A 21250-nucleotide genomic window follows, 5' to 3' on the forward strand; every position below is an offset into this window, starting at 1 on the left:
ATGACCGACATGGCGACCGAGGGGGTCGGGGTACGCCCCGAGTTGATCAGCTTGGATACGGTGGCCAGGCACCGCGTCCTCGAGCAAGTCGCCGCCAAGGGTGGACATTGCGAAGCCTGCGGCGCAACCGATTTCGCCGTCGGCGGCGCCCTTTACCTGGGTTATCTGTTTCTCAATGAGGACGCCGACGCCTACATGGTCGCCCTGACCTGCCGCAACCCGGACTGCGCGAAGCCGCGAACCGCGATCAGACTGTCCGACAAGGACTTTCTCACCTACGTGCCAGGCGCCACGGACGCTTCCGAGCATGACCCCGACCGTTAGCCTGACCGTCGGTGGACCCGGGGAGCTTCGGGCGAGTCAGGTCGAATCGCTTTATCAGAGGCGATAACTCGCATAGCTGATCACACAGCGATTCAAACCGCCGCTGATCGGCGTCGCAGAGTTGGCCCAGCGAACTGTAGTGCGCCATGCGCGGCAGCCGTCCCGCGAGCGCGGTGCCCCACCGGATGTTGAGGTCGAAGACGTCTTCGTCGTCGACGTCGTCGCGCTGTCCGAGTCGTTTGACCGCGTCGATCTGCTCGGTGAGAAGCGCGACGTCATCATCGATATTGACCGGCGTCCCGTTGTCCGGTGCCCCGCTCATCTGCCCTCCATCGTTGCGAGCGCGGACGCGTCCCAAGAAAACGCAGACCGGCGCCGATCAAGCCGAGACCGGCTTCTTGGCCGGCGCGGAAACCTTCATGAGCTTCATCAGGTTGCCGCCCATGATCTTTGCCTTATCCTCGTCGCTGAAGTCGGCGAGCTCGTCGACGAAGGTGATCGGGTCCTTCAGGCCCTCGGGGTGGGGCCAGTCGGATCCGAAGACCACCCGGTCGGTACCGACCATGTTGACGATCTCGGTGAACCGGTCCTCCCAGAACGGGCTGACGTAGACGCAGCGCTTGAACGTCTCGATCGGATCCTCGGCGAACGCCTGCGGCATCTTCTTGTAGACGCCCTTGAGACCCTTGAACAGGTGCGGCACCCAGTCGGCGCCGTTCTCGATCGACAGGATCCGCAGATCCGGGTTGCGCGAAAGCGCGCCGTGACAGATCAAGGCGCCGAAAGCATCCTCGACCGGCCGATGTCCCATGGCGAGGCTGCGGAAGGCGGTCGGTTTGAAGGGCAGGAATTCGTCGCCGGGCTCCCAGATGTTGAGCAGCTCCGAGTAGCCGCTGTCGGAGGCGTGCATCGACACCGGGACCTCGGCGCGCACGCAGGCCTGCCAGAACGGGTCGAATTCCTCGAGGCCGAACGATCGGCTGCCGCGGTAGCCGGGCACCGGCGCGGGCCGGACCAGCACGGTGCGCGCGCCGCGGTCCAGGCACCACTGGAGTTCCTCGAGCGCGCGGTCGACGATCGGCAACGTGATCACCGGGGTGGCGAAGATGCGGTCCTTATAGTTGAACGACCACTGCTCGTACATCCACTCGTTGAGCGCGTGGATGACGTCATGGGTCATCTCCGGGTCGTCCTTCATGCGCTCTTCGACCAGACTGGCCAGCGTCGGGAACATCAGCGCGAAGTCGATGCCGAGCTCGTCCATGACCTCCAGGCGGGCGCCCGGTTCCCGAAACGCGGGGATGGCTTTCATGGGCTCGCCGAGGATTTCGCGGTAGCTCTTGCCCTGCGAGCCGTTGCGGAAGTACTCTTCCTGGGCGCCCGGGCGGGCCACCACCTCGAACGTCGGGTTCGGGATGTACTCGCTGATGTGGCCGCGCACCACGATCTTGGTGCGGCCGCGAACCTGGACATAGTCGATGACGTTTTTGCGCTTTTCCGGCAGGAACTTGGTCAGGGCTTCCTGCGGCTCGTACATGTGGTTATCCGCGTCGAAGACGGGGAAGGGCAGTTCCCGGGACGGCATGACAATCTCCTAGCAGAAGTCTCTATTCTCACCCGCGGTAACGACGTTACCACTTTTGCGCAACAGGGTATAGCGGTTCAGGCGTCGGCCCGCAGCCCCGTCGTCGGGGTGTCGCCGTCGATGACGGCGAAATTCACGGTGGCCGTGGCGAGCAGTTCGTCGTCGCCGTCGCCGTAGATGTCCACCTGCATCACCATCGCCCGTCGTCCGGATCGCAGCATCGTGGGCACCGCGAACGCCGCCCCCTGCCGAACCGGCCGCAGGTAGCGGATGAACAGATCCGCGGTGGTCATGGTGGTGCCGGGCTGTAGGTGGTCCAGGCCGAATTGTCCGCCCGCCACGTCCACGAGCGTGGCGATCAGCCCGCCCTGCAGCGCGCCGGAGGTGTTGACCACCGCGGGGCTGACCGGCATGGTCATGGCGAATTGGCCGTTGCGGGTGCTGGGGCGCATGCCGATCTGGCCGAACAGCTCGGCCAGCGACGGGACGGTCGACTCTTCATCGGCATCGCGGATGCCCAGGGCGCGACTGCAGAAGTCGTACAGCTGGCCGGCGTGGACCGGCGTTCCGTTCAATTCCGAACCGAGCCAATGCAATCGCTGCGCACCCATCATCGTCTGCATGACGATGGCGGCCGCCGCGCCGACGTCCAATCCGGGGTTGAAGACCCCCTCGGTGATGCCCTGCCCGACGATGTCGCGAATCAGGCCGTGCAGGGGAGAGAGCACCCGGGCGTATTCGCGGGGCCGGGTCTCGGCCAGGTGCTGGTTGTAGAGGGTCAGCGCGCGATTGAGGCTGTCCTGGATGCTCGATTCCGGTTGCTGGCTTAGTCGGTCGATCAACAGTTTCAGCGCCGAGGTGCTGTCCAACCCCGTCGTCTCGGCGCGCCAGGCCTTCACCGATTGGGCAATGGTTCGGTCGAACAACGCCAGTAACAGCTCGTCCTTGCTGCTGAAGTGCTGGTAGAACGCGCGCAACGACGTCTTGGACCGCGCCACCACCTCTTGTACGGTGAAGTCGGTGCGTCCCGTTTCGCCCAATATCGCCACGGCCGTCTTGATGAAGCGGTCGCCGCGCGTCACCTCGATGTCGTCACCGGGGTCGGCCATGAGCGAGTGATCCCCTTCCATCGCGCGCTGCTCGCGCCATGAGAACGAGGTTACCGCGCGACTGGGGCCGTTCGCTGCTCGGTTACCGGGCCGTCTGGACCTGCGGGTGCGGGGCTGCAGCTGCCGGGGTCGCGGAGTCGGTGGTGTCTTTCAAAAGCAGCCACCGCACCATCGGGTAGGCGGTCGCAAAACCCAGCCACATGCCGGCCCACATGACCAGCCAGAACGCCATGGAGTCGGGGGAATAGCGCAGCACGAATGCCACCACCAGCATGGAGGCGCCCATGCCCACGTCGAATGCGGCAATCGCGAGAATCGAAACGCGCGCCGCCACCCACCAACGACGGCCCGCCGACCTGATCTGCCCGGCCGATCTGAGCGCGTGGAACTCAAAGGCGGACAGCAGCGGCAGCGCAAAGGCCACGATCAGCAGCATCATCGGCCAGACCCCCTGACCGCCGATCGTCCACCCCGTCCACATGACCAGCGGCATGGCGATCATGTGGCCGACGAATGAGACCGCCCCACCGGGGAGGGTCTGCACGGCAGCCGTTGCGGCACGGCCCGTTTGGGGCGCCCGGCCGTGTTGCTCTTGCCATCGGAAGGTGGCTGGCCGGCCCCACCGGTAGTAGGCCCACCAGGCGGCCGGACCGGCATAGATCGCCGTCACCGGCCAGACCGCCTCCATTGCCTTCAGCGGCTGCCGATAACCGCCCAGATATATATCGGTGAGTATGACACCGGCAACCATCACACCAAGGATGGTCACTATCCAGGCCACGACTGTCACCCACTGCGGCGCGGGCATTGCCATCATCATCATGATTTGAGTCCTTGCTACTTTCAGGTCGTTTGGGTTCGACGAAAACGTTGCGGTCCCGTTTGTACTGTGCGCCAACGTGTTTCAGGCGACGCCTTGGCCGGACAGCACCACGTTGGCCAACTCGGTCACCTGGAGCGCGCAGCCCCAGGACAACGTGACACCGGCACCGCCATGGCCGTAGTTGTGCACGATCCGGGTGCCGGGCTGGACTTGCAGCCGCACCCCGCCTTCGCGGAACGGTCGCAGTCCGACTCGCACCGGGTCGTGTGGGTCGAGCTGGGCTTTGCGGAGAACGGGCAGGAATTCGGCGCAGCGCTCGAGCATGTCGCGCAGCGGCGGATAGTTGTCCAGGTCGAGTCGGGTGTCGTATTGGTCCGGCTCGACCAGTCCGCCTATCAGCAGCCGATCGGCGCCGCGGGGCACGATGAACACCATGTCCTGGTTGTCCGTGCTGGTGTCGTTCGCGACGGCATGCACGGCCGTCACCCACGCCATCGCGTTGCCGTCGTTGATCATCCGCAGCAAGGCGCCCCGGTGCGGCTCCATCGTCGAGTCGCCGGCCAGCTCGCGCGCACCCAGCCCGGAACAGTTGACGATCAGTTCGGCGGCGTACTCGGTGCGTAACTTGATTTCCTGCTCGGCAAGCGATCCGCGGATGCGGCGAGTGGTCAGGCTCACGCCGGCCGCCGCGGCCTGACGGTACAACCAGGTCAGGTACTGATCGGTGTCGATCGTCGGTGCCAGGTACGAGTACGCGTCGACCATGCCGGCGTCCGGATTGATGCCGTGGGCGTCGATGAGTTCAGCGTCGTGAACGAACCCGGGCACGAACTGTTCGACCTCGGCCATTTTCGCCGACTCGGCCGGATCCTCCGCGACTGGCCGCGGGAAGTAGAAGATCGCGGGTCGCAGCCGCACACCCGTGCGCGGGTCGGCGGCCAGTCGGGCAAAGCGCGGGTAGGAATCCCTGGCCCACCCGGCCGAGCGAGCCAGGACGGTTTGGCCGTGGTGACGGCCGCACACCGACGGCGGCCACTCCCACACCGCACCTGCGACCGTCGACACCGTGTCGCGGTCGAATCGATCAGCAGCGACGGTGACTCGCCAGCCGTCACGGGCCAGCATCAGCGCCGTGGTAAGGCCGCTGACCCCCGCCCCGATCACCAGCGCGTGCGGTCTTAGCGTGCTCATGACCGCGACGCCATCGTTGGATTGTTAAAGACGTTGGCAGGCAACGTATTGCGATATTCGGATACGACAAAGTTCATCTGACATGCTCGTTTCTGAATCTCCCGCGCGGGCGCGCGGCAGCGGACGTGGGCAGCGACGCCAAGCGCAGATGGTGAACGCTGCGGCCTGGCGTTGGCCGGTCAGATTCGGGCGATGCAGTGCTGGGTCAGGATGCGCCGACCCGGCCGATGTCGAACGAAGCCGGCTGGCCGTGGCGGGCCGCGGGTCAACACCACCGGCCAAGCCAGCGATGCGGCTACCACCATGAGCGTGACCGCAACGGCAAGGGCTACCAAATCGGTTGTCGTGGCAGCCTGCGCCACGTGCTGGCAGTCCCGATCCATCGGCGAACAGGGCTGGGCGCCGACGGGGGCATGCTGGACCGCCGCGATGACGGCAGGGTGTGTCGCAGTTGCCGACATCGTCGGTGGATGCGAAACCGGCATTGCCATGTGGGGCAGGTGGCACCCGGCGGCGGCGCCCAGCACCCAGAAAAGGGCCGCGACCGCGGTCGCGTAGCGCAGCCACTTGTTCGTGCGGGCAGTCCTCGGGTGCATCACGACTCGAATGCTAGCACCCCCGGGGGGTATATGCGAAACTCGACATACGAAGCGCACACCCGACATGATGGGATGTCAAAGATGTTATGAAACAGGCGATTAGCCGTTTACTGCGGCGCGCACGGTGAGATATCTTCTCAGACTGTACGGGTACGGGGTATCGATTCGCTGAGCTGCGGTTCGGGTCGGACGTCAAAACGGTGGCGGTTCGGCGTCGGGTGGTGGGTCGTGGCAGGAACGTCGAGCCCGGCGGGCCTTACGGTTTTGGCGCCATCCAGAAAGTCTTGATCCAAGGCCACCGGCACTGACGCGCCGTTACCCGCCGCGGGCCGCGATCAGGGCCGACCGGTTGACCTTGGTCGCCGCGGTGCGCGGGATCGCGTCGACGAACTCGACGGTCTTCGGCGCCTTGTACGGGGCGAGGCGGTTCTTCGCGTACTCGATCACCTGTTGTTCGGTCAGTGGCTCGGCGCCGTCTGAGTCGGCGCGCTGAACCACCGCGTGCACCCGGCGCCCCCATTGCGGGTCGGCCAGCCCGATCACGACGACGTCGGCGATGCCGGGGTGACCGGCGAGTGCGGACTCGACTTCGGCCGGAAAGACGTTGGCGCCGCCGCTGACGATCATGTCGACGCGGCGGTCGACGATGTAGAGGTAGCCGTCCTCGTCGAGGTGGCCGATGTCGCCGGCGGAGCGGAAGCCGTCCTCGGTCGACGGCAGCGGGGGCGCTCCGCCCAGATAGCGGTATCCCGCGCTCATCGGCGCCCGCAGGTACACGTCACCGTCTTCGCCGGGACCCAGCGGTCGCTGGTCGGCGTCCAGAATCCGGATCTCGGTATCCCGAAAGCCGCGGCCCACGCTGCCCGGGTGGGCTAGCCACTCGTCGCCGCGCAGGGCGGTGAGCCCGAGGTTCTCGGTCATGCCGTATGCCGTCACGATCTGCTCGGGACTGAGCAGATCGAACCAGGTGTGTAGCAGCGACGGCGGCATCACCGCGGCGCCTTGCAGGATGAAGACGATGCTGGACAGGTCTCGCTGCCGCACGTCGGGCCGCGCCGCGATGCGCGCCAGCATGGTGGGCGTGGCGGTGAAGTTGGTGATCCTGAACCGTTCGATGACATCGAGAACCAGTGTCGCATCGAACTTTTCGAGTATGACCAGATGGTCGCCGCCCAGCATCATCAGGAAGGTGGCGAAGCCGTTAGTGTGGTACATCGGCGCGGGCACCATGATGGTCTGCGGCTGGGCCACCGGCGTCCAATTCGACAGAAACGGTTCGCCCTGCTGGGCGATCCACAGCGACGGGGCCAGGTTGAGGATCACTTTGGGCACGCCGGTGGACCCGCTGCTGCAGATCCCGTTGGCGGTGGGGGAGACGGCGACCGGGAGGGCGTCAATGGATTCGCCTGCCGCGCCGGCGTCGAGCTCCCAGCGGCTCCGTTCGTCGACGACCACGACGGGGTTGATGACCTCGCGCACCCGGTTTCGCTCCCATTCGGGAAGATCCCAATGCATGGGGACGGGCACCGCGCCGATCTTCCAGCACCCCAGTGTCGCCAGCACCAGATGCTGGGAGTTCGGAATGGCCAGTGCCACAAGTGAACCCTTTTGCGCGCCCCGGCCGGCCAGCGCTCGGCCCCACTGGTTGGCGCGGGCATCGAGTTCACCAAACGTCAGCGAGGCCGCGCCGCCGTCGAGCGCGACGATCGTCACGGCCGTATCGTCGCGCCGTTCTTCGGCCAGCTGCTGAAGCTTCTTCCCGAAAGGGATTCCCTCGTCGAACGGATTGGGAGTCACCGCGGCCGCCGGGGCTGGGCTCATTTGCGCCGCTCTCGCCCGCAAGCGGGCGGGGGTACCGCCCACTTGTGGGGGCGTGCCCCCGCTGCATCGTCACCGGCGCGGGTCATGCCGATACCGGCTCACTGAACAGCGTCTCGAATGACCCGTCCGATACGCAGGGGATCAGGCGCAACGCGAGTTCCTCGGTGCCCAGCGGCAACCGGATCAGCGGTTGGGTGTGCCGGTCGAGCACGCTGACGTCGGACTCGTCGCAAAAACCCAGGGCCCCGAGCAACTGGTGCGACGTGCGCATCACCTGTCGTGCCGTGTCGGCGGCCTTGAGCCGAAGAATCAGGGCGTCGGCCGATTGAGTCTGTGCTGCAAGCGATTCCGGACGGCAGATGGTGAACTTCGCGAGTTCGTGCAGTCCGCGGACCGCGACGGCGGCGTCGGCGACGGCGAACCTGACCGCTTGAAAGTCCGCGAGCGGCTTGCCGAACTGAATCCGGGCACGCACATGCTCGGTAACCACCCGCAGCGACTGCTGCACCGCTCCCAGAATCCGCCATGATCCCAGCACGAGATGAAGATTAACGTCGGCGGCCGGCACGCTTCCCTCGGGTGCACTCAAGATGGCCGGCACCAGGAACGGTCCCAGCTTGGCGCCGGTCCGCGAGCCGGGCTCGGGCCGGTACCGATTGCCGTCGACGTCCGCGGCAACCCAGTCACCGGCCAGATCGCCGTGGTCGATGCGCGGCGCCTTCGGATTGACCAGGGTCAGGCGCGCGCCGTCGATCGCCAGCAGCTCCTCCACCAACGGATAGGGGAGCACGGCGGCACCGGCGGCCTGACACAGCACCGCGGCGGCCAGCAGGTCATCCGGCGCCGAGCGCACGTCGAGGTCGAAGGCACCGACATCGTTGAGCGCGGTGCGCGCCGCATCCCGGATGGCGTCGTCGGTCTCGGCGTGCAGCGCGGCCGGCGGTCCGCCCAAGCGGGTCAATCGCTTACTCGCGACGGCGGCGAAGTCGCTGATGTCTTGTGGTAGATCGGTTTTCACCTGTGTTCTCCCAATACGTCTCGGGCCACCAGCATGCGCTGCACCTCGATGGTGCCCGATGCCACCGTGGCCGCCTGCGCGTAACGCCAATGGTCTTCGATCGCTCCGTGCAGAGCCGCGGAGCTCCCGCTGTCCAGCGCCACCGGGCCCAGCACGTCGAACAGCAGCTCGGCGACGAGCTGATCGCACGTGGTGGTGATGATGCGCGCGGCACTGGCGGCCGCCCCCGCCGCCGGGTCATCCTGCAGCGACACGGCGCGATAGGCCAGCAGTCGGGCGACGCGCAGGTCGACGAGGGCCCGCACCCACCGGGTGCGGATCGTTTCGGGCAACCGATCCCAGTCGTCGCCCAGTTCGGCGCGCATCCGTTCGAGCAGGGACTCACAGCGCGCGTAGCGTGCGATGCCCACCCGTTCGAAAGCCAGGGCTTCGCGCATCACCCGCCAGCCGTCGCCGACCTCGCCGAGCACGTCGCCGGGATACGCCCGCACGTCGTCCAGGAACATCTCGTTGAGGTGGTGCGGTCCCAGCATCGACGGGATCGGCCGGACCGTGAATCCGGGCCGGTTCATCGGAATGAGAAAAAGGGTGAGCCGCTTGTGTTTCGGGGCTTCGGGATCGGTGCAGGCCGCCAACACGCACCAGGACGCCATCAGCGCGTACGACGTCCATACCTTCTGGCCGGTGATGCGCCACCCGTCACCGTCGGCGACGGCGCGGGTGCGCAACGACACCAAGTCGGTTCCGGCCTCCGGCTCGGAAAAGCCCTGGCACCAGATCACGTCTCCGGAAGCGATGGCCGCCAGGTGCTTGGCTTTCTGTTCGGCAGTGCCGTATCGCATGAGTGCGGGCCCGACCCAGTTGATACCCATGTACTGCGGACCCCGGGGCTCGTGCTGGGCCCACATCTCCTCGCGCAGCACCGTCTGCTGCCAGACCGAACCACCGCCGCCGCCATGCTCTTTCGGCCACGCCAGCGCCAGCAGCCCTTCGGTGGCCAGCAGTTTGCAGAACGTTTCGGTGGTGGCAAGGTCCTGCGGATTTTCGGTGCAGGCGCCCAGGAAGTCGGCGGGGATGTGGTTGGCAACCAGCTCGCGCAGGTGGCTGCGCAGTTGGCCGGCGTCGTCGCCGAGGTCGTAATCCATTGTCGTCATCCCTTCGGCAGCCCGAGCAGGCGCTCGGCGATGATGTTGCGCTGGACCTCCGACGTGCCGCCGTAGATGGTCGCGGCCAACGCGTCCTGGCGTTCGAACAGCAGATCCGGGTCGGTGGCCGACTCGGGGCCCGCGGCGGCCGCGCTGAGCTCCCAAACCCGTTGTAAAGTAAGCGATCCGAACAATTTCATGGTGTCGGCTTCCGGGCTGGGCCGCCCCGCGAGTTCGTTGCTCAAGGCGCGATAACCGGTGGCGCGCAACGCGTCGGCGTCCGCCAGCAGTGAACCGAGTTCGGCGTATACGTCGCGGCTGCCGTCCGCGGCATCGCGCACCGATTCGAGTCCGCGTTTGATCTCGACCCAATTCATGATCCAGATCATCTGGCGTTCGTGGTGCAGCGACGACATGGCCACGGTCCAGCCGCCGTTGAGTGGTCCCAGCAGGTTCTCCGCCGGCACCTCGACGTCGTCGAGGAAGACCTCGCAGAACGTCTCGTCAGAGATCGACGACATCCGGATGGGTTCGATCCTGACCCCGGGCGAGTGCAGGTCGAGGATGAGGCACGAGATGCCACGGTGTTTCGGCGCTTCGGGATCGGTCCGGGCATACAGGGTGCACCACCGCGACAGGTGCGCCTGGGTGGTCCAGATCTTGTGGCCGTTGACCCGGAACACGTCGCCGTCGCGCACCGCGCGGGTCCGCAGGCCGGCGAAATCCGACCCCGCTTCGGGCTCGGACATGCCCAACGCCCACCACTCGTCGCCGCGCAGCAGCGGGACGAGCAGGCGCTCGATCTGGGCGGGCGTGCCGAACTGCCGGATGCCCGGCGCGGCGACGTTGGGTCCGGCGATGTTGGGCAGCTTGGGTGCCGACCGCAGCGCCGCCTCGATCCGAACTTCCATGGCGTCGCGCAGGCCCAGCGACCGGCCGCCGTGCTCGCGGGGCCAGGTCGGCTGCAGCCACCCGGCCTCGAACGAGGCCCGCTGGTAATCTCGCCGCAACCGCAGGTCCCAGCGGTAATGCCGATAGTTCGCGTAGTAATCGTCGGGCAGAAACTGCGCCAGCCACGCGCCGAATTCCTCCACTACGGGGCTCACGGGCACCGCTCCTCCGCATCGCTGCGTCCCCCGCAAGCGGGCGGGGGTACCTCCCACTTGTGGGGGCGTGCCCCCGCTGCATCGTCGCCGGTGCGGCTCACGCGGCACCCCCGCAGAATCGCCGGCCCACCTCGTAATACAGCGCGCGGCTGTCGCCCAGCAGGGCGGCGCCCTGCCAGGCGCGCCTGACGTAGAGGTGGGCGTCGTGCTCCCAGGTCTGACCCAGGGCGCCGTGCACCTGGACCGCCGTGCGCGCACAACTGGCGGCCGCATCGTTGGCCGCCGCCTTGGCCAACGCCGCGGCGGTCCACACATCGGTCGATGGCGTGTCCGGATCGGCGAGCCGGGCCGCCGCGGCGTACGTCAGGCTGCGGGCGCGTTCGACACCGACGTAGTTGTCGGCCAGTGCGTGTTTGATGCCCTGGAACGCGCCGATCGGCTGGCCGAACTGGCGCCGTGACTTCGCGTACTCGACCGAGCGGTGCAGCGCGGCGCTCGCCACGCCGAGAAGATCGGCGGCCGCGGCCACCCAAGGCGCCGTCAACGCCGATTCGAGGTCGACGGGCGCCACCGCGATGGGTTCGGTGTCGATCTCGACACCGGCCAACGGCTGAGCCGGATCGGTGGATTCGGGCGCCGGCACCACGGTGACGCCGTCGCCGCAGCGGGCGACCGCCGCCACGGCGTCACCGTCGTCGGAGCGGGCCAGCGTGACGACGAGCTCCGCGCGGGACAGATTGGGAACGGTAACCGCCGTGCCGCGCAGGCGTCCCTGGCGCAGAGTCATGGGCACCCCGGGCAGCCGAGATCTGCGGGGGTGGACGGCCAGGGTGGCCACGACACCATCGGCGATGTCGGTCAGCACCGAGTCGAGCCCGCTGTTGCGCAACAGACCCGCGGCCAGACCGACGCTGCCCAGCAAGGGAATTGGGGCCAGCGCCGCCCCGCATTCCTCGAGAACCAGGGCCAGTTCGACCGGTCCGTAGTCGCCGCCGGGCGTGGCGAGCTCGGTCCAGCCGAGGTCGACGACCGTCTTCCACAGCGTGCGCCAGCGCTCGGGATCGGTGATCGCTTGCCGCGCGGCGTCGGGTGGACACTCCGTACGCAATATGTCGCGTACGGTGTCACGCAGCGACAGCTGGTCCGTGTTCAGCCCGACATCCATAAGACCTCTAACATAGTAAAGATAATAAACTAGCCGTGCCGTCGCAATGGCACGGATCGACGCAGAGGTGGCGCATGGCCGAGTGGTATCTGTTCCTGCCCCAGGTGCGATTGTCGGCGGCCGACATCGTGGACCGGGCACGTCACGCCGAGGCCACCGGTTTCGACGGAATCGCCTTCATCGATCACCTCGAGGCGCCCGGGCTGCCCGACGAAAGCATCTGGGAGGCAATGAGCATTGCCACCTGGGTGGCAGCCAAGACCGAGCGCCTGCGGATCGGGAATCTGGTGCTGTGCGACGCGTTTCGGCACCCTGCCGTGCTTGCCAAACAGGCCGTCACGCTGTCGGAGGCGTCGGAGGGCAGGTTCGAGTTGGGCCTCGGCGCGGGATCATGGCCGTCGGAGTTCACCAGATTCAATGTCGGACAACAGGATCCGCGAGCCAGGGTCGAACAACTCGGTCGGCATCTGAGAGTGCTCAAGCAGTACTGGGGCGATGGCGACGAGCGATCCGGACCGGTCCCGCAAGCTCCGCCGAGGTCTCACCCGATACCGCTGGTCCTGGGTGGGAGTGGACCCAAGATGATGGAACTGGTTCGCGAGCACGCGGATTGGTGGAATCTGCCGGCAAACCAGCTCGACCGGCTGCCAAAGCTTGTCCCGGCCGCGGGACCGGCCCGGAAGTCGATTCAGCAGATGGTGGGGTTCGTGCGGTCGGGCGGTGATCCCGCGACCGTGCGCGCGGTCAGCACCCGGCGATTCGGCAATCTCGGTGCGGGACTGGTCTGCGGCGACGCCGACGAACTGATCGGACACTTCCGTCGTCAGGCCGCCCAGGGGGTAGAGCGGTTCTACGTCTGGTTCGCCGACTTTGCCGCCCCCGAGTCGCTGCACGAGTTCGGCGAATCGGTGATCAAAGCCTTTCCGGCGCCGTAGGCCTCAACCGCGTCGCGCGCGGCGCCGGGCTTCGGTCGGTACGACCGGCGGCCTCGCGAACGGGCCGCGCTCCACGGCCGACAGTCGGATCTCCGGCAGATCGACGGACGGGTCGACCGTGTCCAGCCGGGCGACCGCGTCGGCGACATCCGCCACCTGAATCGCATACATCTCGAAGGGAACGTCCTGCAGCATCTCGGTGGCCACCGGGCCCGGCGTGACGATGTGCACGCTGATGCCGTCGCGGTCGACCTCGAGCGCCAGGGCTCGCGCGAACGCGTTCATCCCGGCCTTCGACGCGGAGTAGGCGGTGCGGGCCGGCATCGGCTCGTGCGCCGCCGACGACGAGACGAACACCAGCCGCGAGCCCGCCGACATCTTCGGCAGGACCGCAGACGTCACCACAAAGCACGAGTCCAGGTTGGCCGACATGATGGCCCGCCACTGCTCGAAGGTCTGCTTGCGCGCGTAGGTTCCGCCGAGCGCGCCGGCCGCGTGCACAACCAGATCGATCGCCTCCAATGTGCTTATGGCGGCGGGAAATCCGCTCGGGTCGGAAGCGTCGGCCACGATGTGGCGGGCACCGATCTGTTCGGCGGCGGCTCGGAGCGGGGCCTCGCGGCGAGCCGAGAGGACCACGTCGTAACCGCGCTCAACCAGCTTGCGGGCGCACCCCATTCCGATCCCGCCGCTACCGCCGGTGACCAATGCGGTTCGCATGACCGTTGCGGCCGCCCTTCAGGAGTGCCGGATATCCCGCGGCCGCGACAACGCCTGCGGGGAGAGCGCGTAGATGCGTTGATCGTACTGTCCGGACAAGACGTAGGTCTGCGTGTCGGCCAGGTGGCGGCCCGCGATGCGGCGGGCCCGGTCGACGTTGCCCTCGGCGATCGTCTCGGTCAGCTTGATGTGCGTGCTGAGCGCGGCGCGGCGCTGGGTGAGCGACGGGTAGGTGCCGCGCGACGCGCTCTCGTCGGCCCACTGCCGTTCGTGACTGGTCCACAGCGTCTCGAGGCTGCCGACCACCGCGATGATCGTGTGATTGCCGCAGCCGCGGACAACCTGATCGTGGAATTGACGCCCGATTTCGGTGAAAAGTCGTCCGTCGTCCAGGTTTTCGGCCATGGACTCGTTGATTCGGCTGAGTTCGGGCACCAGGGTGTCCGCCCGATCCGGCCGGCGGGCGGCCAGGGCGGCGCAGGCGGGCTCGAGTTCCTGCAAGGCCATGCCGAGATCGGCGGCCTCGACGGACTCGCTCTGCAACAACAAGCCGAGCATGTAGGCTGCGCTGGCCTTCGCCGGTGCATGCACGACGGCACCACCTCGGTTGCCCCGCCGCACCGAAACCAACCCCTCGGTCTCCAGAATTCGCAGGGCCTCGCGCAGCGACACCAGGCTCACGTTGAACTGTTCGACCAACACCTCTTGGCGCGGCAAGAGATCACCGTCCGCGAGCTCGCCGTCGATGATCCGACGGCGCAACTCGCCGGCTACGATTTCGGCGATCCGCGGCGCCGACAACCGGCGCCGGGCATCGGGGCCAATTCCCAAGGCGGTCATCCGATCCTCGAAACACAAGCAACTCGCTGGCTTAGCTATTTTAGCAGTAATGATATAAATAGCTTCTCTGGTCGCATGCCGATCGGAAGGGCGGGTGTAATTGAGCGAGCGGGCCGAAAGCCGGCCGACACCGCTACACGATTTGCGTGTCGTCGAGATCAGTGACCGGATAGCGGGCAGCTACTGTGGGAAACTGCTGCTCGACGCCGGCGCGCAGGTGCGTAAAATCGAACCGCCGCAAGGGGATTCGTTGCGGAGCTACTCCGCCAGCGGTTCCCCGGTTGCCCAGGGGCGCGCCGCGCCGTTCTTCAGCTACCTCAATGCGGGCAAGCGCAGCGTGACGTTCGCGCCGGATTCGCAGCGTTACCGCGACGAACTGGCCGGTGCCGACGTCATCGTCGTGACCGCCGGCCGGGCGCGGGCCGCGGCGCTGGGCATCGACCCGGACCAACTGCTAAAACACACGCCGCGAGCGATCATCGTCACCATTTCCGACTTCGGCTGGACCGGACCGTACGCCGAGCGGGCCGCCACCGAGTTCACCTTGCAGGCGTGGTCCGGCTCGCCCGGCTTCCGCGGCGACCCCGCCGGGGCGCCGATCTGTATCGGCGGCGATCTCGGGGAGTACATGGGCGGCGTGTTCGCCGCTTTCGGCGCGCTGGCCGTGCGCCGCCGCGTCGAGCGCGGCGGTCCCGGCGAGCACCTGGACCTGTCCATGCTGGAGGCGCTGACCACGATGCAGAGCAGCGAGTGGCTGCATTCCCAGCTGCTGCAAGTCCCGCCGATCCGCCGCACCACCGAGGTCCCCTCGATCGAACCCGCCAAGGACGGCTTCGTCGGGATCACGATGGTCACCGGTCAGCAGTGGCTCGACTTCGCCGCGATGGTGGAATGCCCGCAGTTGGAGGAGATCGAACAGCTGCGGTTTCAGATCGGTCGGTGGCAGTACCGCGACCTGATCCGCGAACAGATCCATCCGTGGCTGGCCGAGCGGACCGTCGCGGAGATCGTCGAGCTCGGACAACTGTTCCGGCTACCGATCGCTGCGCTGGGCAACGGTGCCACCATCCGCGAGCTGGAATACGTGCGCGAGCGCGGGGTCTTCGTCGTCAATCCCGCCGGGTTCCATCAACCCCGGCCGCCCTGGCTGATGGCGGCCTGTGCGCCCAGGCCGGTGGGCGATACGCCCCTAGTCGGGGAAGCCGATGACGAGTCCCCTTGGCGCCGTTCGGAACTGGAAGCGGAGCCGGAGCCGGACGGGCTACCGCTGGCCGGTGTTCGCATCGTCGACCTGACCGCCTTCTGGGCCGGGCCCGCCGCAACCCATCTGCTGGCGGCCTTCGGCGCCGACGTCGTCAAGATCGAGTCGATCCAGCGCCCCGACGGCATCCGGTACTCGGGCGGGATGCGCACCGACGTGGACGACTGGTGGGAGTACGGCTGGGTGTTCCACGCGATGAACACCAACAAGCGTTCGGTCACACTGGATTTGGGCTCCGAGCGGGGCCGCGGCCTGTTCACCGAGCTGGTGGCCGGCGCCGACGTGGTGATCGAGAACTTCTCGCCGCGGGTGATGGAGCAGTTCGGGCTGACCGACGATGCGCTGCGCAAGGTCAACCCGAAACTGGTGTTCGCCCGGATGCCCGCGTTCGGCGTCGAGGGGCCATGGCGCGACCGAGTCGGGTTCGCGCCCACCATGGAACAGATCGCCGGCCTGGCCTGGGTGACCGGCCTGCCCGACGGGCCCCCGGTGACACCGCGGGGGGCCTGCGACCCGCTGGCCGGTGTGCACGCCGCGTTCGCCGTGCTGGCCGCGCTGAACTTCGCCGAACGGACCGGGACGGGCCAGCTGGTCGAGCTGCCGATGCTCGAAACCGTGCTCAACGTCACCGCGATTCAGGCGATCGAGTCCGAGGTATTCGGGGTGACGCTGAGCCGTCGCGGCAATTGCGGTCACGACGCGGCGATCCAGAACATCTACCGGTGCGCCGGATCCGACGACTGGATCGCGATCACCGTTGGCGACGACGCGCAGTGGCGGGCGCTGGTGGAGCTGATGGGCCGGCCGGCGTGGTGCGACGACGAGGAGCTGTCCACCATCGCCGGGCGGCATGGTCGAGCCGACGACATCGATGCCCGGCTGGCGGACTGGTTCATCGGGCGGCCACGTGATGCGACCGTGGAGATGTTGGCAGGCGCGGGAATTCCCGCCGCGCCGGTGGTGTCGCCGTCGCTGGTCACCGACAACCCGCAACTGCGCGCGCGCGGCTTTTTCGAGGCACTGCATCATGCGAGTACCGGACTCGGGCTCTACCCCTGCCCGCCGTTCGCTCGGCTCGCCGGCCAGCAGCGGTGGCTGCGGCGGCCGCCGCCGAAGCTGGGCGAGCACAATGGAGACATCCTGCGCGAAAGGTGCGGGCTGAGCGACCAAGAACTGACCCGCCTCGCGACGGGCGGGGTGATCGGGACCCGACCCAAGGGCCTCTAGAGAAGTGGAGGGCATCTGATGCGCGTTACGGTCGACGAGAACTTGTGCGAGGCCAACGGCTTCTGCGAATCGCTAGCGCCCGAAGTGTTCGAGCTGGGCGACGAGGACGTCGTGCAGATCGCGGATGGCCCGGTGCCGCCGCGTTTGGAGATCGACGTGCGGGCTGCGGTGGACCAATGTCCCAAGGCCGCGTTGCGGTTGCAGGACTGACATCGGTCGGTCCGAGCCGCTGACTCAGCGCCGCTCGGTCAGCGATATGGCCATCTCGTCGTAGATCGACATGTTGGTGGTCAGATTCGGATGGGCCACCTTCGCCGGACCGATCTCGATGTCGTCGCAGCGCAACAAGAGCTCGTCGAGGACCGCGCGCAGTTCGGCCCGGGCCAGCATCGCGCCCAGGCAGTGGTGCGGTCCGCCGCCGCCGAACGCCACGTGCGGGTTGGGCTGTCGGCCGATGTCGAAGGTGAACGGCGAGGAGAACACCTCCTCGTCGCGGTTGGCCGAACGCAGTGTCGACACCACGCGTTCACCCCTGGCGATGTGCTGGCCGTCCATCTCGACGTCGACCTTTGCGGTGCGCGTCCAGTACGCCACCGGTGAGGCCCAGCGCAATACCTCCTCGACCGCGCTGGCCCGCAGGTCTTCCCGCTCGCGGTAGCGTTCCAGCTGCCCAGGGTTGGCGACGAACGCCTGCAGCCCGATGGCCAGCGCATTTTTGGTGGTGTCGCTGCCGGCGAACGCCAGCACGAAGAAAAAGAATTCGAGTTCGTTTTCGGGCAGGCTGAACTGCTCGCCGTCGTCCCCGGTGATCACCGCGGACGCCAAAGTGCTCCAGATGTCGTCGGTCGGATTGCGCCGCTTTTCGTCGGTGAGCTCCATCGCGTAGGCGAAGACCGAGGCGAAGAGCTCGGTTTCGGCATGCCCGCTCGGGTGCTCCTCGGGAGCGAGCGCCTTCAGGATGCGGTCGAACAGCTCGAAGATCCGCGGCCGGTCCTCCTCGGGGATGCCGATGATGTCGCCGATGACCGTCATCGGTAGCGCGTCGGCGACGTCGGCGATCCAGTCCCCACCACCCCGGGCGAGCAGGCCGTCGATCATCCGCGCCGCACGCGACCGGATGCCGTTCTCCAGCTTGGCGATCGCGCGCGGGTTGAAGGCGCTCGAGATCAGTTTGCGGCGCTTGTTCAGGTCCGGCGGGTCCAGCGTGATGATCGTCGGGGATGCCGAAAACATCGCGACCGGTTGAATGAGCGGGCCGTCGGCCGCGGTGAACGAGTCGGTGTCGCGATGCAAGCGGACCGCGTGCCGGTGCTTGGTGGCGACCCAGAATTGGCGCCGGACGGTGTCGGCGACACCCGGTGTCAGGTCGTGCCGAAACAGCGGCCGGCTACGCCGCAACTCGGCGAACAGTTCGTCGGGAAAACCGTTACGCCACAGAGCGAAATCGGAAAGGTCCACCGCAGCGGCCGTCATGCGAACCCCCATTGGCTGGGACGCCACGCGACGCCCGACCGACGGCGCGTTGACGTTCAATGTCTAAAATAGTAAAAATAGACGGTAGTCGTCGAAACGCGGTGAGTTAAGAGCGGCCCAGATGCGCCCGGCCGCGTGGGAAACGGAGTTCTCGTGACGAATACGATTCCAGAGTCAGACCCTTCGGAACGGGAGTTCGGGCAGTCTGGCATCGCGTTGTCGACCTACCGTTTCCCGACGGGATGGTTCATCGTCGCCTTCGGTTCCGACCTGGCTCCCGGTCAGGTCAAGCGCGCGCACTACTTCGGTGAGGAGCTGGTGCTGTTCCGCACCGAGTCGGGCCGCGTCCACGTGATGGAGGCCTATTGCCAGCACCTGGGCGCCAACCTCGCCGTGGGCGGCACCGTGGAGGGCGAGAACATCGTCTGCCCCTGGCACGGGTGGCAGTGGCGTGGCGACGGCAGCAACGCGCTGATTCCCTACAGCAAGATCGGGTGCAAGAACAACGTGCGCATCCGGACCTACCCGAGCGTGGAGTGGTACGGCTTCGTCCTGGCCTGGCACGAGCGGCACGGGCGGGCGCCGTACTGGCAGCCGCCGGTGCTACCCGAGCTGGAGACCGACGAGTACTACCCCCTGCACCCGCACACCCAGATGCTCAACCGGGTCAAGGTGCATCCGCAGATGATCATCGAGAACGCCGCCGACCCGTACCACGTTCAGTACGTGCACAAGGCCGCCAATCCGGCCACCACGGCGTCGTTCGAGGTGGCCGGCTATCACCTGCACGCCACGGTCAACGCCCACTTCGGCGGGGGCCGCGCCCAGACGTGGCTGACCCCGAACGGTCCGGTGGACGCCAAGATCATCTACGACAACTATTCGCTGGGCCTCGGCGTGGTGCGCTTCCCCAGCGAGCTGGTGGCCACCGTGCAGGTCACCGGCCAGACGCCGGTCGACGAGGACTACACCGATTACTTCTACACCCAGGCTTCCGTGCGCGAACCGGGTGACAGCGGCGACGTGCCCACCGGCCGTGCCGCCCGATTCCTCGCGCTGCAGCAAGAGGTCATCAAGCAGGACTTCTTCACCTGGGAGAACATGAAATACCTGGAGAAGCCGAACCTGGCGCCCGAAGAGGCGCACGACTACGCGGCCCTGCGCCGCTGGGCGCACCGCTTCTACCCGGGGGAGCAACCGTCGCCGTCGGATTTCGGCTACACCGCCGAAGGCGAGCCCGACCCGGCGGCCGCCAAAGCTTGATCAGCGGCTCGATGCGCCCGGACGGGAGCGGACCGCTCGGCCCCTCCGATTTCGGGGTCGACCGTTTCACCGTGCCGGCCGTGCTTGATCGCCGCGCGCACCAGCACCCCGAGCGGGTGATGATGTCGATCGCCGGTATCGACGTGACCTTCGAGCAGATGCGTCAGCGGTCGTGCGCGGCGGCAAACCTGTTGACCGATTTGGGTGTCGAGCGAGGTGACCGCATCGCGTTGTTCACCGGCACGTGTCCGGAGTGGATCTACTTCTGGTTGGGTGCCGCGCGGATCGGTGCGGTGAGCGCGGCGATCAATGCCGCGAACAAAGGCGATTTCCTGTTGCACGCCCTGCGGGCGTCGCAAGCCAAGGTGATGCTGACCGACGCCGAACGCCGGCCCCGCGCCGCCGAGGTTGCCGACGCGGTGGAAACCTTGACAAACGTTGTGGTGCAGAATGGTTCGCTGACCGCGGCGCTGAGTCAACGCACCGGCGATGCGCCGGCCGGTGACCCGGGCCAGGCCGACGACCTGGCCTGCCTGTTCTTCACCTCGGGCACCACCGGCCCGTCCAAGGCGGTCGCCACGACGTGGCACTACCTGTTCTCCGTGGCCGCCACCGTCTCATCGGCCTGGCAATTACGCGAAGCAGAGGTGTTGTGGACGGCGATGCCGTTGTTTCACCTGAGCGCGGCACCTAGCATCCTGGTGCCGATGCTGGTCGGCTCGACGACGGTGCTGGCCGGGTCCTTCCATCCCGGCGAGGTGTGGGACGACATACGCGCCCGCGGCGCCGTCGGATTCGCCGGTGCGGGGGCGATGGTATCGATGCTGCAGACTCTGCCCGCGGATCCGGGTGACGCACGGCTGCCGCTGCGGTTCATCTCCGCCGCGCCGATCGACGCCAACTCTTACCGCGACATCGAAAAGCGGTACGGCTGCCGCGTTGTCACGATGTACGGGCTCACCGAGGCGTTTCCCATCGCGGTCAAGACGGTCGCCGATGACGGGGTTCCCGGGACCTCGGGCCGTCCGAATCCCGATTTCGAGGTGCGGATCCTCGACGAACGAGGGAATGCACTGCCGCCCGACGCCGTGGGTGAAATCGCCTGTCGGCCCAGGCGCCCGCATGTGATGAGCGAGGGCTACGTGGCCGCGGATTCGCGGATAAAGCCGCATCCGGAATGGTTTCGCACCGGCGATCTGGGCCGGCTCGATCGTGATCAGAATCTGACCTATGTGGACCGAATCAAGGATGCGTTGCGCCGGCGCGGCGAGAATATCTCTTCGGTCGAGGTGGAGGCCGTTGTCACGAGCCATCCCGCCGTGGCCGAGGCCGCCGCGGTCGGCGTGCCCAGCGAGTTGGGCGAGGACGATGTCCTGGTGGTGGTCACGCTGCGGCCCGGCGCGACACTGGATTTCGTGGAATTGCTCGACTTCTGCTCGGCCCGCATGCCGTATTTCTGCGTTCCGCGATTCGTGGAGATCGTGAGCGAACTGCCGAAGAACGCGATCGGCCGGATACGCAAAGACTTATTGCGCGAACGGGGCGTCGCTCGCCGAGCGTGGGATCGTGAAAGTAGTGGGTATGTCGTTCGCCGTTAGGTTCCGCTAATGTCACGTAATAGTCGACGAGTTGCACTAATGTCCCG

The 21250-nt window shown here is 67.1% G+C and carries 20 protein-coding genes; 6 read left to right on the forward strand and 14 right to left on the reverse strand.

Going from position 1 to position 21250, the window contains the following annotated elements:
• Entirely contained in the window at positions 1–324 is a 324-nt protein-coding gene (locus BST14_RS00680) for a hypothetical protein (RefSeq protein WP_083062674.1), read from the forward strand.
• Here BST14_RS00680 and BST14_RS00685 read toward each other — a convergent pair.
• From BST14_RS00685 to BST14_RS00735, 11 genes are all read right to left on the reverse strand, one after another.
• Positions 272–646 (reverse strand): hypothetical protein, encoded by a 375-nt coding sequence (locus tag BST14_RS00685; protein ID WP_083062675.1) that lies wholly within the window; start codon positions 644–646, stop codon positions 272–274. The genes BST14_RS00680 and BST14_RS00685 overlap by 53 nt on opposite strands.
• Positions 647–703: 57 nt before the next feature.
• Positions 704–1909, reverse strand: coding sequence for an amidohydrolase family protein (locus BST14_RS00690; protein ID WP_083062676.1), 1206 nt, complete (start codon positions 1907–1909; stop codon positions 704–706).
• 77 nt (positions 1910–1986) lie between these two features.
• Positions 1987–3018, reverse strand: coding sequence for a hotdog fold thioesterase (locus tag BST14_RS00695; RefSeq protein WP_083062740.1), 1032 nt, complete (start codon positions 3016–3018; stop codon positions 1987–1989).
• 82 nt (positions 3019–3100) lie between these two features.
• On the reverse strand, positions 3101–3826 hold the full coding sequence (locus BST14_RS00700; RefSeq protein WP_245845254.1) for a DUF4396 domain-containing protein: 726 nt from the start codon (positions 3824–3826) through the stop codon (positions 3101–3103).
• Positions 3827–3922: 96 nt separating this feature from the next.
• Positions 3923–5032 (reverse strand): FAD-dependent oxidoreductase, encoded by a 1110-nt coding sequence (locus tag BST14_RS00705; protein WP_083062677.1) that lies wholly within the window; start codon positions 5030–5032, stop codon positions 3923–3925.
• Positions 5033–5211: 179 nt separating this feature from the next.
• Entirely contained in the window at positions 5212–5628 is a 417-nt protein-coding gene (lpqS, locus tag BST14_RS00710; RefSeq protein ID WP_497795568.1) for a putative copper homeostasis (lipo)protein LpqS, read from the reverse strand.
• 318 nt (positions 5629–5946) lie between these two features.
• The gene (locus BST14_RS00715) at positions 5947–7452 is read right to left on the reverse strand and encodes a class I adenylate-forming enzyme family protein (protein ID WP_083062679.1); all 1506 of its coding nucleotides are present in this window, start codon (positions 7450–7452) and stop codon (positions 5947–5949) included.
• 82 nt (positions 7453–7534) lie between these two features.
• Positions 7535–8470 carry an acyl-CoA dehydrogenase family protein gene (locus tag BST14_RS00720; RefSeq protein WP_083062680.1) on the reverse strand — a complete coding sequence of 312 codons (936 nt, stop codon included), beginning with the start codon at positions 8468–8470 and terminating at the stop codon, positions 7535–7537.
• Complete coding sequence (locus BST14_RS00725) at positions 8467–9624, reverse strand: acyl-CoA dehydrogenase family protein (protein ID WP_211280625.1); 1158 nt, start codon at positions 9622–9624, stop codon at positions 8467–8469. The genes BST14_RS00720 and BST14_RS00725 overlap by 4 nt, the downstream gene beginning before the upstream one ends.
• Positions 9621–10721: an acyl-CoA dehydrogenase family protein gene (locus BST14_RS00730; RefSeq protein ID WP_083062681.1), complete on the reverse strand. Its 1101-nt coding sequence runs from the start codon at positions 10719–10721 to the stop codon at positions 9621–9623. The genes BST14_RS00725 and BST14_RS00730 overlap by 4 nt, the downstream gene beginning before the upstream one ends.
• Positions 10722–10818: 97 nt before the next feature.
• A complete protein-coding gene (locus BST14_RS00735) occupies positions 10819–11886 on the reverse strand; it encodes an acyl-CoA dehydrogenase family protein (RefSeq protein ID WP_083062682.1) in 1068 nt (355 codons plus the stop codon).
• Positions 11887–11960: 74 nt separating this feature from the next.
• Between BST14_RS00735 and BST14_RS00740 the strand changes: the two genes are divergently transcribed.
• Entirely contained in the window at positions 11961–12821 is an 861-nt protein-coding gene (locus BST14_RS00740) for an LLM class flavin-dependent oxidoreductase (protein WP_083062683.1), read from the forward strand.
• Between the two features lie 3 nt (positions 12822–12824).
• On the opposite strand, the gene BST14_RS00745 is transcribed toward BST14_RS00740, so the two are convergent.
• Together BST14_RS00745 and BST14_RS00750 are read right to left on the reverse strand one after the other, a co-directional pair.
• Positions 12825–13541, reverse strand: coding sequence for an SDR family oxidoreductase (locus BST14_RS00745; RefSeq protein ID WP_083062684.1), 717 nt, complete (start codon positions 13539–13541; stop codon positions 12825–12827).
• 18 nt (positions 13542–13559) lie between these two features.
• The gene (locus tag BST14_RS00750; RefSeq protein WP_083062685.1) at positions 13560–14381 is read right to left on the reverse strand and encodes a FadR/GntR family transcriptional regulator; all 822 of its coding nucleotides are present in this window, start codon (positions 14379–14381) and stop codon (positions 13560–13562) included.
• A gap of 100 nt (positions 14382–14481) precedes the next feature.
• Between BST14_RS00750 and BST14_RS00755 the strand changes: the two genes are divergently transcribed.
• Positions 14482–16869 carry a CaiB/BaiF CoA-transferase family protein gene (locus BST14_RS00755; protein WP_083062686.1) on the forward strand — a complete coding sequence of 796 codons (2388 nt, stop codon included), beginning with the start codon at positions 14482–14484 and terminating at the stop codon, positions 16867–16869.
• A gap of 18 nt (positions 16870–16887) precedes the next feature.
• Positions 16888–17079, forward strand: coding sequence for a ferredoxin (locus tag BST14_RS00760; RefSeq protein WP_064884705.1), 192 nt, complete (start codon positions 16888–16890; stop codon positions 17077–17079).
• A 24-nt stretch (positions 17080–17103) separates the two neighbouring features.
• Here BST14_RS00760 and BST14_RS00765 read toward each other — a convergent pair whose 3' ends face one another.
• The gene (locus BST14_RS00765) at positions 17104–18342 is read right to left on the reverse strand and encodes a cytochrome P450 (protein ID WP_083062743.1); all 1239 of its coding nucleotides are present in this window, start codon (positions 18340–18342) and stop codon (positions 17104–17106) included.
• A 153-nt stretch (positions 18343–18495) separates the two neighbouring features.
• On the opposite strand from BST14_RS00765, the gene BST14_RS00770 reads away from it, so the two are divergent.
• Positions 18496–19605, forward strand: coding sequence for an aromatic ring-hydroxylating oxygenase subunit alpha (locus tag BST14_RS00770; protein WP_211280626.1), 1110 nt, complete (start codon positions 18496–18498; stop codon positions 19603–19605).
• A gap of 11 nt (positions 19606–19616) precedes the next feature.
• Positions 19617–21203, forward strand: coding sequence for an AMP-binding protein (locus BST14_RS00775; protein ID WP_083062744.1), 1587 nt, complete (start codon positions 19617–19619; stop codon positions 21201–21203).
• The last annotated feature ends 47 nt before the right edge of the window (positions 21204–21250 follow it).

This window comes from Mycobacterium arosiense ATCC BAA-1401 = DSM 45069, assembly GCF_002086125.1.
GTDB lineage: Bacteria > Actinomycetota > Actinomycetes > Mycobacteriales > Mycobacteriaceae > Mycobacterium > Mycobacterium arosiense.